This is a genomic window from Roseospira navarrensis, from assembly GCF_009601025.1.
Lineage (GTDB): Bacteria > Pseudomonadota > Alphaproteobacteria > Rhodospirillales > Rhodospirillaceae > Rhodospira > Rhodospira navarrensis.
Map to the genome: position 1 here is coordinate 39,556 of NZ_WIVE01000026.1, position 15,419 is coordinate 54,974.

Here is a 15,419-nt window from a genome sequence, read left to right on the forward strand (position 1 = left end):
CGGCATAGTACCGGCATTGCCCTTGAGGGTACCGTGCCGTCCCGTCCATAGCTGCCGGACTTCCCTGCCATGACTCCCTCGACGCCTCTTTCCGCGATTGTCGCGGCCCTGGCCAGCCAGCCTTCGACCTGGATCTCCGCCGCCCGCGCGGTGCCCGTCGCTGTCGCCTGCGCGGTGCTGGGCACGCTGCTGGGGATCTGGATGGTCCTGGGCGTGCCCGATGTCCTGGCGCTGGAAACCACCATCGCCCTGATGACCTGCGGCATCGGGTTCTTCGCCGCCCTGGCGATGGACTGGGGGCTGCGGCGCCAGGGCTGGTGGCCGCGCCCGGCCCGCGTCTTCGGCTCGGCCGTGGTCATCATCGTGGCCGGGGCCACGCTGTACGCCATTCCCGACCATCCGGACGCGCGCCTTTTCCCCTACATCTACTGGCAGGCCGGCGCGATCCTGATGGCGCTCTATTACGCCCTGCGGCCGCCCAAGGAGGCGCCGGAGGAGAAGGCGCACCTGATCGGATGGTACGCCGGCGAACGCGTGCTGGTCAGCGCGGCCATGGGCTGGGGCCTGGCCACGCTGCTGGGCGGGGGCATCGTCGTCGCCCTGCTGGCCTGCGACGAACTGCTGGGCCTTCCGGTCGCCACCGAGGTCTATGAGATCGTGTGGGTCCTGGCCTACGGCATCGTCTGGCCCATGGCCTTCCTGGTGGGCGCCACCCAGGCCATGCCGGAAGAGGACCACGAGCGCCCGGCCGTGCCCGAGCGCACGCCGCGCTGGATCGCCGTCGCCGTGACCTGGGCGCTGATCCCGCTCGCCCTGCTGTACATGGCCATCCTGTACGTCTACCTCGTTCAGATCGTGCTGGGCGTGGCGACGGACTGGGGCAGCATCGCCGCGCTCAACGCCGCCTACCTGGGCTTCGGTGTCGGCGCGCACATGGCCGCCCTGCCGCTGGCCCGCCAGGGCAACTGGTTCGCCGCCTTTTACCGCCGCGTGTTCCCCTGGACGGTGCCGCTGCCGCTGCTGGCCCTGGCCTGGGCGGTGTGGATCCGGCTGTTCGAATACGGCATCACCGAGGCCCGCGGACTGCTCATCATTGCCGTCATCTGGCTGGTGCTGCTCTGTGTCGCGTGGCTGCTGAAGGGCCAGCGGGCCGGACCGGCCACGCCGGTGGGGCTGCTCGGCATCCTGCTGGTGCTGGGCGCGCAGGGCCCCTGGGGTGCCCCGGAACTCAGTTTCCTCAGCCAGGAGCGCGCGCTGCGCGGCCTGCTGGATCAGCACGGCATGCTGGAGGATGGCCGCGCCGTTCCGGCCGAGGACGAGGTGCCGAAGGAGGACCAGCGCCGTCTGGTCCACCTGCTCACGTACTTCCATGAACGGGGCACCAACTACCGCATCGCCGAGCTGTTCCCGGATGGCGAGATCACCGCCGCCAGTCGCGCCCGGGCGCTGGACTTGGATGTGCCCGCCGCGATGACCACCCAGCAGACCCTGCACATCTACGCAGACGGCGCGCGCGAGGTGGTGCCTGTCTCCGGCTTCGACACCCTGGTGACGGTGTCCTTCTCCGAGTCCGGGGAACGGACGGCCGTGTTCGAGGACGTGGCCTCTGTCACCCTGGACGGGACGGCCGTGACCGTCACTCTGGACGGCGCGGAAGACTCGGCGTCGCTCACCCTGGACCTGACCCCCGTGATCGCGGCCGCTTTCGCCGCAGCGGAAGAAGACACGGACGGCGAGGCCGACCGCATCGGCGACCGGAGCCTGAGCCTGCCCCGCGACGTGTTGACGGTGGAGACCGAGGGCGGCCCGGACGGGGCCTCGGCGCGGCTGGCGGTCGAGACCCTGCGGGTGCGCCACGACGGCGTGGCGGACGGCGCCACCCTGAGCCATGTGAGCGGCACTTTGCTCATCGCCCGCCCGTAACGGATCGCGCGGGGCTACACTCGTCCTGTCGTCGGGGACGCCGCCCGAACTCCCTCCCCTGGCAAGGGGAGGGTCGGGGAGGGGCAAGGGCTTCGAAACGCAAACGGTTCGGGGGCCGGTCGCGCGAGCCGGACCCGATTCGTCCATGCTGGACGCGCCTCATTCGATCTCTGAGAAACCATATGGCGTTTTGTTGCTGTGTCCGCTATCCCGCGTAACAGCCTGCCGCTGAAGCCGGGTAGTCGGACCGGAGCGGATGCCGCCATGGGCGGGGTCTGGGAAGTGGAGAGACGCACCACCTGCGGCAGGCACTCTTTGAAGAGTGAAGGCCTTCTTGCCGGGCGGGAGTTGCACTCCCGCCCGGATCGATGTCATCCCCCCTCGTGGGCAAAACGGTCCGGACGGGGCTGCAAGCCCCGTCCGGCAGGACTCAAGGCTTCTGATCGCGCAGGATCTCGGCCTCGCGCAGGTCCACCGACACCAGCTTGGAGACGCCGCGCTCCATCATGGTCACGCCGAACAGGCGGTCCATGCGGGCCATGGTCATGCGGTGGTGCGTGACCATGAGGAATCGGGTCGCGGTGGTCCGGGTCAGATCCTCCAGCAGGGTGCACAGCCGGTCCACGTTGGCGTCGTCCAGGGGCGCGTCCACCTCGTCCAGCACGCAGATGGGCGCGGGGTTGGTCAGGAACACCGCGAACAGCAGGGCCAGCGCGGTCAGCGCCTGTTCCCCGCCCGACAGCAGCGAGAGGATCTGCAGCCGCTTGCCCGGCGGGCTGGCCATGATCTCCAGGCCCGCTTCCAGGGGGTCGTTGCTCTCGATCATCTCCAGGTGCGCCTGTCCGCCGCCGTAGAGGCGCGTGAACAGGGTGCGGAAGTGCTCGTTGACGGCCGTGAACGAGTCCACCAGCCGCTGCCGACCCTCGCGGTTGATCTCTGAAATGCCCTGGCGCAGGCGGGCGATGGCGCCGGTCAGATCCTCGCGCTCGTGGCGCAGGGCGGCCACCTTCTCGTCCAGCTCGGCCAGCTCCGCTTCGGCGCGCAGGTTGACCGGCCCGATGCCGTCGCGCTGGCGGGACAGCCTGGAGAGGTCGGCCTCGGCCGCCTCCAGGTCGGGCAGGGCGTCGTCCGGATCGAGCCCGGCGGTCTCGGGCAGGGCGTCCGGGGTGCAGTCCAGCCGGTCCGCGATGTCGCCCGCGACAGACCGACACGCCGCCTGGCCCTGCTCCACCTCCGAGTCGCGGCGCACCCGGGTCTCGCGGGCCTGGGCGAGCGCACCGTCGGCGGCCTTGCGGGCCGCGTCGGCCTCGCGCGCCCCGGTCTCTGCCTGGGCGAGGGTGTCGGCGGCCTCCGCCTGTGCGGCCTCCGCCGCCCGGATCGAGTCGGCGAGGGCCTCCTGCTGCGCGCGCAGGGCCTCCGGCGCCTGCTCCAGGTCGGCGAGCGCCGCCGTGATCTCCGCCCGGCGCGCGTCCAGGTCGGCCAGGGTGGCGCGACCCTGCTCCAGCCGCCGGCCCCACGAGGCCAGATCGTCGGCCACCGCCTTCGTCCGCCGCTCCCGGTCGCCGATCTCCCGCAGCAGGCGGTCATGGTCGGCCCGCGCCTCCACCAGCGCCGTCCGCTGGGCGGTGAGCGCGGTCCGCTGTGTCTCCAGCGCCGCGCGAGCCTCGGCGCCGTCGCCGGCCTCGGCCCGTTCGGCGCGGGCGGCCTCGACCTGAGCAGCCGCTTCGGTCCCGTCCGCCGTGACCTGATCGAGCGTGGCCTTGACCGAGGCCAGTTTCGCTTCCGCCTCCGTCGCCTTGCGGCGCAGCGCCTCCGCCGTCGCCCGCGCCTGGGAGAGCGCGCCATCGGCCGCCTTCACCCCGTCGCGGGCGGCGCGTTCGGCCGTCTCGGCCTGCGTCAGGCCATCACGGGCGGCCTGGACGGCGGTTTCCGCGTCCGCCACCCGCGCTTCGGCGGCCGCCAGGGCCTCCGACAGTTCGGCCAAGCGGTTCCGGGTGCGCAGCCGCGCCGCCGCCTGGGCGCCCGCCGCCGCGCCCGCGCCGGCCCCGGCGCGCGCCGTCAGGCCGTCCCAGCGCCACAGGTCGCCGTCCGCGCTGACCAGACGCTGCCCGGGGCCCAGGTCATGGCGCAGGGCGTCCCCCGTCTCCCGGTCCCGCACCACGCCCACGGCCGCGAGCGCGCGGGCGAGCGCGGGTGGGGCCCGCACATGATCGGCCAGCGGGACCACGCCAGGGGGCAGCGGCGTGGCTTCGGCCAGGGGCGGCAGGTCGGCCCAGAAGGCCGGGGCCGCCGCATCGAGCGCCGCCGTCAGGTCGTCGCCGAGCGCCGCGCCCAGCGCGGTCTCGTAGCCCGGCGCGGCGGTCAGCGACTCCAGCACGGGGGGCGCGTTCCCGGCGGGCGGGGCCTCGCGGGTCAGCATCTGTTCCAGGGCCTGCACCTCGGCGCGCAGGCTGGCGCGCTCCGCCGCCACGCCCTGGGCGGCCTCGCGCGCAGCGTCGAAGGCCGCGCGGGCTTCGATGCGGGCCGCTTCCGCCTGCTCGCGGCGGGCGCCGGCGTCGGCGCGGGCCTCTTCGGCCTTGGCCACGGCTGCTTCGGCGGCTTCCACCTCTGCCGGATCCAGGGCGCGGGCGCGCGCCGTCTCCAGCTCTCGGGTCAGGTCGTCCCGCCGTCGGGACAGCCGCTCGGCCCGCTGGGCGGCTTCCGCCACGCGGCGGTCGAGCGCCGACCGGCGGGCGTCCGCCTCGGCCAGGGCCTGGGTCGCGCGGGTGGCCTCCGCCTCCCGCGCGTTCACCTCGGCGTTGACGGCCTGGAGCCGCGCCGTCGTCGCCTCGCGGGCCGCCGTCTCGCCCTCGGCGGCCGCCTGAAGCGCGGTCTGTTCCTGGGTCAGGCGGGCGAGGGCCGCCTCGGCGTCGGTGACGCGGGTGCGCTCGCGCTCGCGGTCGCGGTCGGTCTGCTCCAGGCGGGTGCGGTTGTCGGCCAGGGCGGCCGTCACCCGCTTGCGTTCGGCCTCCAGGCGCTCGCGTTCGACCACAAGGCGCTGCAGCGCCGCCGCCGCTTCCGTCGCCCGCTCGCGCAAGGGGGGCAGCGCCTCCGCGGCGCGCTCGTGCGCGGTGGTGGCCGCCGTCGCCGCCGCCGTGGCCTCGCCCACCAGCCGCTCGCTCTCCCGCAGCGCGCCGCGCGCCCGGTCCAGGCCCCGGATCGCGCCCAGCCAGCGCTGACGCATGACCACCGCTTCGGCGCGGCGGATGGCCTCGGAGATCTCGCGGTATTGGGCCGCCTGCCGGGCCTGCTTGCGCAGGTTGCGCGCCTGTCCGTCCAGGGCGGACAGCACGTCGTCCAGCCGCTCCAGGTTCGCCTCCGCACCCTTCAGGCGCAGTTCGGCCTCGTGCCGCCGGGCGTGCAGGCCGGAGATGCCGGCGGCCTCTTCCAGCAGGGCGCGGCGCTGCGCGGGCTTGGCGGCGATGATCGCGCCCACGCGCCCCTGCGAGACCATGGCGGTGGAGCGTGCGCCCGTGGCCGCATCGGCGAACAGAAGCTGGACGTCGCGCGCCCGGGCGTCCTTGCCGTTGACCCGGTAGGCCGAGCCCGAGCCGCGCTCGATCCGGCGCGTGATCTCCAGGTCCTGGAACTGGCGGAAGGCGGTGGCCGTGCCGTCGCTGTTGTCCAGGTCGATGGTCACTTCGGCGATGTTGCGCGCCGGCCGCTGGCTGGTGCCGCCGAAGATGACGTCGTCCATCTCGCCGCCCCGCATCTGCTTGGCGGAGGTCTCGCCCATGACCCAGCGCAACGCCTCGACCAGGTTCGACTTGCCGCAGCCGTTCGGGCCGACCACCCCGGTCAGGCCGGACTCGATGACGAGGTCGGTCGGATCCACGAACGACTTGAAGCCGGACAGGCGCAGGCGGGTGAACTGGACCATGCGGGTGCGGCGGATGGGACGGGGGGAAGGCGGGACGGCCGGATCAGCCGCCCGCATCCTCCAGCGCCTCGTCGATGGCCTCGGACAGGCTTTCGGCCGAATAGCTGCCCGTGTGCTTGGTGCCGTTGATGACGAAGGTGGGCGTGCCGGTGATGTTGTAGCGCTCCCGCGCCTGTTCCTGACGGTCCAGGATCTCGCGGTACAGGGTCTCGTTCTGCAGGCAGGCGTCCACGTCCTCCTTCGACATGCCGCCCAGGCGGGCGATGCTGGTCAGCGATTCGCGCGGGGTGCGGGTCTGCCAGGCGGCGGGATCGCCGTAGAAGGTCTCGACGAAGGCCTGGTAGCGCTCAGACGGCGCGCAGCGGGTGATGAGCGAGACCGCGCCGGCCAGATTGTCCAGCGGGAAGTCCACCAGGCGCAGGTTGGCCTTGCCGGTGTCGATATAGCGGTCCTTCAGTTCGGGCAGGTGGTCCTGGTGGAACGTGGCGCAGTGACCGCAGGTGAACGACGAGAACTCCAGGATCTGCACCGGGGCATCCGGGTCGCCCAGGATGTGTTCCTGATAGGTGGCCGCTTCGGTGGCGTCGGTCGCCTCGGAGGCGGAGTCGGCGGCAGCCTCGGGGGCGTCGGCCTGGGCGCGCGCCGGGGTGCCGTGGGCCAGGGTCAGGCCGCCGGCCAGCAGCAGGACGGCGACAGTGGACAGCGGACGGCCGGAAAAGAGCGATGACAACACGGATGGACTCTCCTGAGGCTGCGCCGCGCACGGCGGATGAGGGGGGCGTGCCGAGTGATTGTTCTGTATAGGGGCGAGGCGCGACCGCCGACAAGCATCGCCGCCCCTCGTTCCTCCCGATGATCGGAGCATCGGAATGCGGCGCAAGGGTGACACGCGGGCCGGTGTCGTGAGGCGGGAGCGTGTCCTATAATAGTGAAATCCTAGATTGCACAGAGTCCGGTTGATTCGGGGGCGACACCGGATCACGGTTCATGGCAGAGTCGTGACAGTCGCCCCCGCGCCTTCTCCGCCGTGGGCGACAGTCCGTGGCGGGGTGGTTCGTGAGACCGAACGTTCTCCACACCGAAACGACCCATGAGGGGTTGCGGATCTGCGCCGTCATCGCCGGCAAGCGGGAGCGGGCGGACCTGCGGGCCGCGCTCGACCTGTGCTACCGGCTGACCCTGTTCCCCAACGGCGCGGAGGCGCTGCACAGCCTGCGCGCGAAGCCGCCCGACATCCTGATCCTGGAGGAAGCGCCGGACAACGGCGACGCCGTGCGGCTGCTGCGCGCCATCGACAAGGACCCGGCGTTCGGGAGCATGGCCATCATCGGCCTGACCAGTTCGCCGGTGTCGGACTTTGGCCTGTCCCTGCAGGACCGGGGCGCGCCCCTGCTGTTCCGGCCGTTCCCCATGCGGCAACTGACCGCGACGATCTCGCACGTGGTCAACCGGGCGGTCGAGGCAAGCTGGGACGCCATGCCGGAGCCCCAGCGCCTGGCCCTGCGCAAGACGGTGGAGCTGTTCAACGGCATCTCGGACATGATCGACGCCGGCACGCCGGTCCCCTACGCGGACCTGAAGGAAAGCTGCACGCCGCTGGTCTCGACGGTCCGCAACGGCACGTTCAAGGACCTGCTGAACGGGGTGCGGGGGCATGACAACTACACCTATGTCCACTCGCTGCGGATCGCGACCTTTCTGTGCCACTTCGGCCATGCGCTGGGGCTGTCCGACGGCGATCTGTCCATCCTGGCCACGGGCGGACTGCTGCACGACGTGGGCAAGGTGACGGTTCCGCACGATATCCTGAACAAGCCCGGCAAGCTGGAGGCCGACGAGTGGGCCGTCATGAAGTCCCATGTGCCCCGGACCATGGAGTTCCTGGCGCTGGTCTCCGACGTGCCCGGCGGGGTGCGCACCATCGCCGGGCAGCATCACGAGAAACTGGACGGCACGGGCTATCCGCGCGGGTTGAAGGGCGGTCAGTTGAACGATCTGGCGCGCATGGCGGCCATCGTGGATGTGTTCGGGGCGCTGACCGACCGCCGCATCTACAAGGAGCCCATGGCCCCCGAAAAGGCGCTCGACGTCATGCACAGCATGGCCGGCCACCTGGACCCGTTCCGGCTGGCCCTGTTCCGGGACATGCTGCTGGACGTGGCCCGAGGCACTGAAGTGGGGTAGTGCCAGCTGCACGACGCTTAGCCCGTCACGACCGGGCGCGGGCCTGCATCACGGCGCGGCCCAGGCGTTCCAGCACCGCGCGCAACTCCGGATCGGTGACGGTGGCGAGTCGCGTCTCCAGCGCCTGGACGGCGGCGGGGGACGGCGGCGCAGGCGGCAAGGCCGGGCGGGCGCGCCGCCCCGACCGGGTGACCGACCCGGCGCCGCGCGACAGCGGTCCCTGCGTCACCCGGATCGACTCGACGGCCCGAAAACCGACGTGGGTGTTGATGCGGTCGCGCAGCATGGGGGCGCGGTGGGTGATCTCGGTCGCGAAGGCGCCGGCGGCGGCCTTCACATGCAGCGTGCCGCCTTGTTTCGCATCGGCGCTGCCGGCCTTGCCGCGTGGCATCACCAGACGCACGGGAATGCAGTGGCGGGCGAGGGCGGGGCCGACGATGGCTTCCCAGTGGGCCACGATCGGCGCCATGGCCACCCCGCGCCGCCCCAGCAGGCGGCGGGTCGCCGGCTCGACCAACTGGCCCACCACGCGGGTGCGCCGGCTCCGGCTGGTCAGGTCCTGGACCGGCAGGCGCTCGCCCTCGGCCGTGACCAGCCGCCGCAACCAGCCCGGCGGCACCGGGGCCTTTTCGCTGTCGTCCGCCATGCGGTCGCCCGTCCTGTTGCTTTCGCGGGGCCGGATGCCCCACAACTCCTTTCGCATGGAGCCCGATCGAGGCCGGCCCGGTCAAGGCCGTCCGGTGGGCGCCGTCCCTCCGTTCCGTCCCGTCGGGAGTCCCGCCCATGGCGCGCCGCGCCGCCGCTCCGCCTGCCATCGACCGCCCCGATCCGGACACCGCCGCCGACCTGGGCGCGCGTGTGCTGGCCTGGTACGACCGCGACCGCCGCGATCTGCCGTGGCGGGCGCGCCCGGGCGAGCGCCCCGACCCCTATGCCGTGTGGCTGTCGGAGATCATGCTGCAGCAGACCACCGTGGCGGCGGTCAAGCCGTACTACGCCCGGTTCCTGGACCGCTGGCCAACGGTCGAGGCGCTGGCGGCGGCCGAGGACGACGCCGTCATGACGGCCTGGGCGGGGTTGGGCTACTACGCCCGCGCGCGCAACCTGCTGAAGTGCGCCCGCGCGGTGACCGACCACCACGGCGGGCGCTTCCCGGATACCGAGGAGGGGCTGCGCGTTCTGCCCGGCGTGGGGGCGTACACGGCGGCGGCCATCGCCTCCATCTGCTTCGGGCGCCACGCGGTGGTGGTGGATGGCAATGTGGAACGGGTCATGGCGCGGCTGTTCGCGGTGGAAGAGCCGCTGCCCGCCGCCAAGCCGATCCTGCGGGCGTTCGCCGACGCCCTCACCCCGATCGAGCGCGCCGGGGACCACGCCCAGGCGGTCATGGACCTGGGGGCGACCCTGTGCACGCCGCGTTCGCCCGCCTGCGGCCTGTGTCCGTGGCGGGATGCCTGCCGGGGGCGGCGCGCCGGTCTGGCCGAGCACCTGCCCATGAAGACGCCGAAGGCCGAGCGGCCCACACGCCGCGCCGTGATGTTCTGGGTCCAGCGCAGGGACGGCGCTTTGCTGCTGCGCCAGCGTCCGGCGACCGGGCTGCTGGGGGGCATGATGGAACTGCCCTCCACGCCGTGGGAAGCCGTCCCGATGCCCGACCCGGCCCGGGCGGTGGCGGACGCGGCGCCCCTGCCGCTGGACGACTGGAAGGCGCTGCCCGGGCTGGTCGCCCACACCTTCACCCACTTCCATCTGGAGCTTCAGGTCGTCATGGCCCGGGTGGGCGCGAATCCGCGCGTGCGCGGCATCTGGGTCCCGCTGGAGCGCCTGGATGAGCACGCCCTGCCCACGGTCATGCGCAAGGCCATCCATCACGCCCTGACGCGGGGGTTTTGATCCCGCGCCTCGGGCTGCAGACACGGGGGCTTGACCATGACCCGATCCGATCCGCCGCCGCCGCCGCCGCCGCCGGTGGCGTTTTATGCGCCCATGAAGGCGCCCGACCATCCGGTGCCGTCCGGGGATCGGCAGATCGCGCGCGGCCTGATGGCGGCCCTGGGTGCGGCCGGGTTCGCGCCGCGCGTGGCCTGCCGCTTCCGCGCGTGGGAGGGCCGGGGCGATCCGGTCCGGCAGGCGCGCCTGCGCCGGGCCGGGCTGTGGCTGGCGGACCGGCTGGCGGACTCGCTGGCCCGCCTGCCGCCGGAGCGGCGGCCGCGCCTGTGGTTCACCTATCACCTGTACCACAAGGCGCCGGACTGGCTGGGGCCTCGGGTGAGCGCCCGGCTCGGCATTCCCTATGCAGTCGCCGAGGCGAGTCGCGCCCTGAAACAGAAGCACGGCCCCTGGGCGGACGGGTTCGCCGAGGCCGACGCCGCCCTGACCCGCGCCGACCGGGTGTTCGCCATGACCGCGCGGGGTGCCTGCGGGGTGGCGCCCGTGGCGGGGGACCGGCTGGTGCGGCTGGCCCCGTTCCTCAGCGATCCCGGCCTGATTGATCCCGCGACGGTGGACCGTCCGGCCGCCCGCGCGGCGCTGGCGGCGGCCCATGGGCTCGATCCCGGCCGGCGCTGGCTGGTGACGGTCGCGATGATGCGGCCGGGCGACAAGCTGGCGTCGTTCCGCCTGCTGGCCGAGGCGTTGCGCCGGGTGGGCGAGGGGCCGCCCTGGACCCTGCTGATCGCCGGCGATGGTGCGGCGCGGGCCGAGGTCGAGGCCGCCTTCGCGGGCCTGCCGGTGGTGCGCCTGGGGGCGCTCGACCCGCCCGCGCTGCGGGATTTGTATGGCGCGGGGGACCTGTTCGTCTGGCCCGGCCTGAACGAGGGCTACGGCATGGTCTACATCGAGGCGCAGGCCCACGGCCTCCCGGTGGTGGCCTGCGACAGCGGCGGGGTGGCCGACGTGGTGCGCGACGGCGACGGCGGCCGGCTGGTCCCGGACGCCACGCCGGACGGAGTCGCCGGGGCCGTGGTCGCTGTGCTGGCGGACGATGCGCTGCGGGTCGATCAGGGCGTCCGCGCCCGGCGCAAGGCGGCGGCCGAGCACGGCCTGGAGCGCGCCGCCGATACGCTGGGCGCGGCGCTGGGACCGCTGCTGCCCGCGTAACGAACGCCCCCTTTTCCCGAGCACTGCACTGCGGCACAATGCGGCCCAAGATCAACGGCGGGTGAGCATGGCTCCTCCGCCTTTCGGCCTCGGCGCTCGTCGTCCTGAGGCCCACAAGCCGTCAAATCGGGAGGGACAACACCGTGACCGAACCGCTCTGGACCCCGTCGGCGGAGGCCGTCGCCAACAGCAACATCAAGGCGTTCATGGATCAGGTGAACGCCGCGCACGACTTGGCCCTCGGCGACTACGACGCCCTGTGGCAGTGGTCGGTGGACGAGCCGGCCGGCTTCTGGTCGGCGGTGTGGGACTTCTGCGGGCTGATCGGCGAGAAGGGCGATGTGGTCGTGGACGACCCGACGAAGATGCCCGGCGCGCAGTGGTTCCCCAACGGCCACATCAACTTCGCCCGCAACCTGCTGCGCCCGGACTGGGATCCGAACGCCGACGCGCTGGTGTTCCGGGGCGAGACCGTGGTCAAACGCCGCATGACCTATCAGGAGCTGTGGGATGCCGTCTCGCGCTTCCAGCAGGCGCTGATCGAGATGGGGATCCAAAAGGGCGACCGCGTGGCCGCCTACATGCCCAACATGCCCGAGACCATCATCGGCATGCTGGCCTGTGCGGGCATCGGGGCCATCTGGTCCTCGGCCTCGCCCGACTTCGGCGTGCAGGGCGTGGTGGACCGCTTCGGCCAGATCGAGCCCCGCGTTCTGATCGCCACCGACGGCTACTACTACAACGGCAAGACGCTGGACTGCCTGGAAAAGATCGCCGCCATCGTCGAGCGGATGCCGAGCGTCGAGCGCACAGTGATCGTGCCCTACACCCGCAACGCCGCCGACCTGTCCGCCATCCGGGGGGCCGCTTGGTGGGGCGATTTCGTCGCCGCTCATGCGGCCGGCGACATCCGGTTCGACGATCTGCCGTTCGCGACCCCGCTCTATATCATGTACTCGTCCGGCACCACGGGCGTGCCCAAGTGCATCGTCCACGGCCAGGGCGGCACCCTGATCCAGCAGGCCAAGGAGCATGTGCTGCACTGCGACATCAAGCCGGGCGACAAGGTGTTCTATTTCACCACCTGCGGCTGGATGATGTGGAACTGGTTGGCGAGCGCCCTGGCGTCGCGCGCCACCCTGATGCTGTACGACGGCAGCCCGGGCTATCCGTCCGGCAACGTGCTGTTCGACTATGCCGACGAGGAAGGCATCACCATGTTCGGCACGTCGGCCAAGTGGATCGACGCCATCAAGAAAAGCGGCCTGAAACCGCGCGAGACCCATTCCCTCAAGAGCATCCGGGTCATTACCTCGACCGGCTCCCCGCTGGTGCCGGAGTCCTTCGACTACGTCTATCAGGATGTAAAGCCGGACGTGCAGTTGTCGTCCATCTCGGGCGGCACCGATCTGCTGTCGTGCTTCATGCTGGGCAGTCCGATCAGCCCGGTCTATCGCGGCGAGATCCAGAAGCGCGGGCTGGGCATGAAGGCCGACGTGTTCGGCGAGAACGGACAGCCGATCCGGGGCGAGAAGGGCGAACTGGTCTGCACCCAGGCCTTCCCGTCCACGCCGGTGGGCTTCTGGAACGACCCGGAGGACCGCAAGTTCATGGCGGCCTATTTCGAGCGCTTCCCGGGCATCTGGACCCACGGCGATTGGGTGGAGCTGACCGAGCGCGGCGGGTTCGTGGTGCACGGCCGCTCCGACGCCACCCTGAACCCGGGCGGGGTGCGCATCGGCACGGCCGAGATCTATCGTCAGGTGGAACTGCTGGATGAGGTCGTGGAAGCCCTGGTCATCGGCCAGGAATGGGACGACGATGTGCGCGTGGTGCTGTTCGTCCGGCTGCGCGACGGCATGGACCTGGACGACGCCCTGACCGACCGGATCAAGAAGCAGATCCGCACCAACTGCACGCCGCGCCACGTGCCGGCCAAGGTGGTGCAGGTCACCGACATCCCGCGCACCAAGTCCAACAAGATCGTCGAACTGGCGGTGCGCGAGGTGGTCCACGGCCGCCCGGTCAAGAACAAGGAGGCGCTGGCCAACCCCGAGGCGCTGGACGAGTTCGCCGACCGCGAGGAGCTGGCCAGCTAGCGGGCGCGCCTCCGCCCGAAAGGGGCCGTTTTTCGGCGGCACCATGGCCGTGGGTCATCGGCGGATCGGGTCCGGTCCGTCCGATGACGCATGGTTTCCGGAAAAACGAGAGGTCCGATCATGACCCTGCCCTCGCGCGTGTCGTCCCGCTCCGCCCCGTCGTCGTCGCCCACCGTCTCCCGGCGGCGCGCCCTGCAAGGCGGTGCGGCCGCTGTGGCCCTGGCCGGTGTCGGCGCCGGCGGGCTGGCCGGCTGCACCGCCAACCCGGCCACCGGCCGTCAAACCTTCATGGGCTTCCAGTCCATCGACGACGATGTGGCCCTGGGCGGGCGCGAGTTCCCCAAGCTGGTGCAGGCGTTCGGCGGCGCCTACGAGGACCGGCGGGTGCAGGGCTATGTGCAGGATGTGACGCGCCGGCTGGTGCCGCACACCGAGTTCCCGAACCTGCCCTACACCGTCACCGTTCTGAACACGCCGATCGTCAACGCCTTCGCGCTGCCGGGCGGCTATGTGGGAGTGACGCGCGGGCTGATGGCGCTGGCCTCCAACGAGGCCGAACTGGCCAGCGTGATCGGCCACGAGATGGGGCACGTCAACGCCCGGCACTCGGCCGAGCGCCAGGGCCAGGGCCTGCTGGCCAGCCTGGGCGTGCTGGTGCTGGGCGTGGCCACCGGCAGTTCGGAGATCGCCCAGCTCGCCGGCAGCGTGGCCCAGCTCTACGTGCAGAGCTATTCCCGGGACCAGGAGTTCGAGGCCGACATGCTGGGCGGGCGCTACATGACCCGCGCCGGCTACGACCCGGAGGGCATGGTCGGCCTGCTGGCCACCCTGCGCGAGCAGAGCCAGGTGGAAGCCGCCATGAAGGGGCTGCCGGCGGGCGCGGTGGACGAATACAACATGATGTCCACCCATCCGCGCACCATCGACCGCACCCGCGCCGCCCTCCAGCAGGCGGCGGCGACCACGCCGCCGAACCCGGTGGTGGGACGGGACCCCTATCTGCAGGCCATCGACGGGCTGGTGTTCGGCGACAGCCCGGACCAGGGCATCATCGACGGCAACACGTTCATTCATCCGGGGCTGCGGCTGCGCTTCCAGGTGCCCCCGGGCTATGTGCTGCGCAACGGCCAGACCGCCGTGCGGGCCCAGGGCCGGGACGGCGGCGTGATCCAGTTCGACATGGCCCCGCTGAAGGGCGATGTGGCCCGGACCCTGGAGGCCATGCTGGCCGACGCCAACGCCCAGGGGTTCGAGCGGCTGTCGGTCAACGGCATGCCCGGGGCCACGGCCGGGGTCATGCTCAACACCAACCAGGGGTCGGCGCAGGGGCAGGTGGTGATGGTGGACGTGGGCCGGGGGCGCGCGGCGCGCTTCCTGTTCGCGGCATCGCCCAACCGCTTCGGGGCTCTCAGCCGGGGGTTCCGCGAGACCACGTACTCCCTGATGACCCTGAGCGCGGCGGAGGCCCGCTCGATCCGGCCCCGGCGACTGGACATCCGGCGGGCCGGACGAGGCGACACGGTCGCCCGCCTGTCCCGGGGGCTGCCCTACGGGCGCTACAATGCGGACTGGTTCCGGCTGCTCAACGACATGCCGCCCGGCGGCGAGGTTCAGGCCGGACAGGTGGTGAAGGTGGTCACGACCTGATCCACCCTGTGCCCGGAACCTGGGACCCGCCGCCGGATCACTCTCCGGTGGCGGACGGTTGTCCGGCCTCCAGCGCCGAAGCCGGAGCAAGTGCAGGCGTCTGGGGGGCGGCTTGCGTGTCCTGGCCACGGACCTTGGCGGCCAGGGCGATCAGGGTATCGGGGTCGGCCGCGCCGCCGGTCATCGAGACGATGATGTCGCGCCAGTTCGGGCCGAGGGCCGACTCACCGAGCATATCAAGGCAGTCTTTCATTCCTCTAATGTGCCCGCGCGGGACAACCTCAGGCAATCCGCGCAGGCGGTTGTCATTCCTTCGGCGTCGAGCGACCCCGTTTTTGTATCGAAAGAACGGGGGGAGGGGCACGGCAGCGGGCACAGGTCAGCATGACGGCACGGTCCGCTCGGCCGGAACAGGCCTCTCGAGATCCCTCGTCTCGCTTCGCTCACGCGGGATGACGCACGAAAACTATAGGCTCAGTTTGCGTTAGATATGCATGCTGGTTGTTTGGGCGAGATAAGTCCGGCGATGCATGCCAGGATTGCACGGG

General features: G+C 71.8%; 10 protein-coding genes. 6 read left to right on the forward strand and 4 right to left on the reverse strand.

Features of this window, described 5'->3' with window-relative positions:
* Nucleotides 1-69: 69 nt before the first annotated feature.
* A complete protein-coding gene (locus GHC57_RS09720) occupies nucleotides 70-1,923 on the forward strand; it encodes a DUF4153 domain-containing protein (RefSeq protein WP_153343613.1) in 1,854 nt (617 codons plus the stop codon).
* Nucleotides 1,924-2,353: 430 nt separating this feature from the next.
* Here GHC57_RS09720 and smc read toward each other — a convergent pair whose 3' ends face one another.
* Nucleotides 2,354-5,842 carry a chromosome segregation protein SMC gene (gene smc, locus GHC57_RS09725; RefSeq protein ID WP_153343615.1) on the reverse strand — a complete coding sequence of 1,163 codons (3,489 nt, stop codon included), beginning with the start codon at nucleotides 5,840-5,842 and terminating at the stop codon, nucleotides 2,354-2,356.
* 43 nt (nucleotides 5,843-5,885) lie between these two features.
* Nucleotides 5,886-6,575 carry a thioredoxin domain-containing protein gene (locus tag GHC57_RS09730; protein WP_170294799.1) on the reverse strand — a complete coding sequence of 230 codons (690 nt, stop codon included), beginning with the start codon at nucleotides 6,573-6,575 and terminating at the stop codon, nucleotides 5,886-5,888.
* A gap of 323 nt (nucleotides 6,576-6,898) precedes the next feature.
* On the opposite strand from GHC57_RS09730, the gene GHC57_RS20445 reads away from it, so the two are divergent.
* Complete coding sequence (locus GHC57_RS20445; protein WP_153343620.1) at nucleotides 6,899-8,026, forward strand: HD domain-containing phosphohydrolase; 1,128 nt, start codon at nucleotides 6,899-6,901, stop codon at nucleotides 8,024-8,026.
* A 25-nt stretch (nucleotides 8,027-8,051) separates the two neighbouring features.
* Here the strand turns inward: GHC57_RS20445 and GHC57_RS09740 are convergent, their stop codons facing one another.
* Nucleotides 8,052-8,672, reverse strand: a complete 621-nt coding sequence (locus GHC57_RS09740) for a DUF721 domain-containing protein (protein ID WP_170294800.1) — start codon at nucleotides 8,670-8,672, stop codon at nucleotides 8,052-8,054.
* Nucleotides 8,673-8,809: 137 nt separating this feature from the next.
* On the opposite strand from GHC57_RS09740, the gene mutY reads away from it, so the two are divergent.
* The 4 genes from mutY (at nucleotide 8,810) to GHC57_RS09760 (ending at nucleotide 14,871) form a co-directional block, all read left to right on the forward strand.
* Complete coding sequence (gene mutY / locus GHC57_RS09745; RefSeq protein ID WP_153343624.1) at nucleotides 8,810-9,919, forward strand: A/G-specific adenine glycosylase; 1,110 nt, start codon at nucleotides 8,810-8,812, stop codon at nucleotides 9,917-9,919.
* A 36-nt stretch (nucleotides 9,920-9,955) separates the two neighbouring features.
* On the forward strand, nucleotides 9,956-11,125 hold the full coding sequence (locus GHC57_RS09750; RefSeq protein WP_153343626.1) for a glycosyltransferase family 4 protein: 1,170 nt from the start codon (nucleotides 9,956-9,958) through the stop codon (nucleotides 11,123-11,125).
* Between the two features lie 143 nt (nucleotides 11,126-11,268).
* Nucleotides 11,269-13,224, forward strand: coding sequence for an acetoacetate--CoA ligase (locus tag GHC57_RS09755; RefSeq protein ID WP_170294801.1), 1,956 nt, complete (start codon nucleotides 11,269-11,271; stop codon nucleotides 13,222-13,224).
* A 120-nt stretch (nucleotides 13,225-13,344) separates the two neighbouring features.
* The gene (locus GHC57_RS09760) at nucleotides 13,345-14,871 is read left to right on the forward strand and encodes a M48 family metalloprotease (protein WP_153343630.1); all 1,527 of its coding nucleotides are present in this window, start codon (nucleotides 13,345-13,347) and stop codon (nucleotides 14,869-14,871) included.
* A 37-nt stretch (nucleotides 14,872-14,908) separates the two neighbouring features.
* On the opposite strand, the gene GHC57_RS09765 is transcribed toward GHC57_RS09760, so the two are convergent.
* Nucleotides 14,909-15,106: a hypothetical protein gene (locus GHC57_RS09765; protein ID WP_153343632.1), complete on the reverse strand. Its 198-nt coding sequence runs from the start codon at nucleotides 15,104-15,106 to the stop codon at nucleotides 14,909-14,911.
* Nucleotides 15,107-15,419 lie beyond the last annotated feature (313 nt).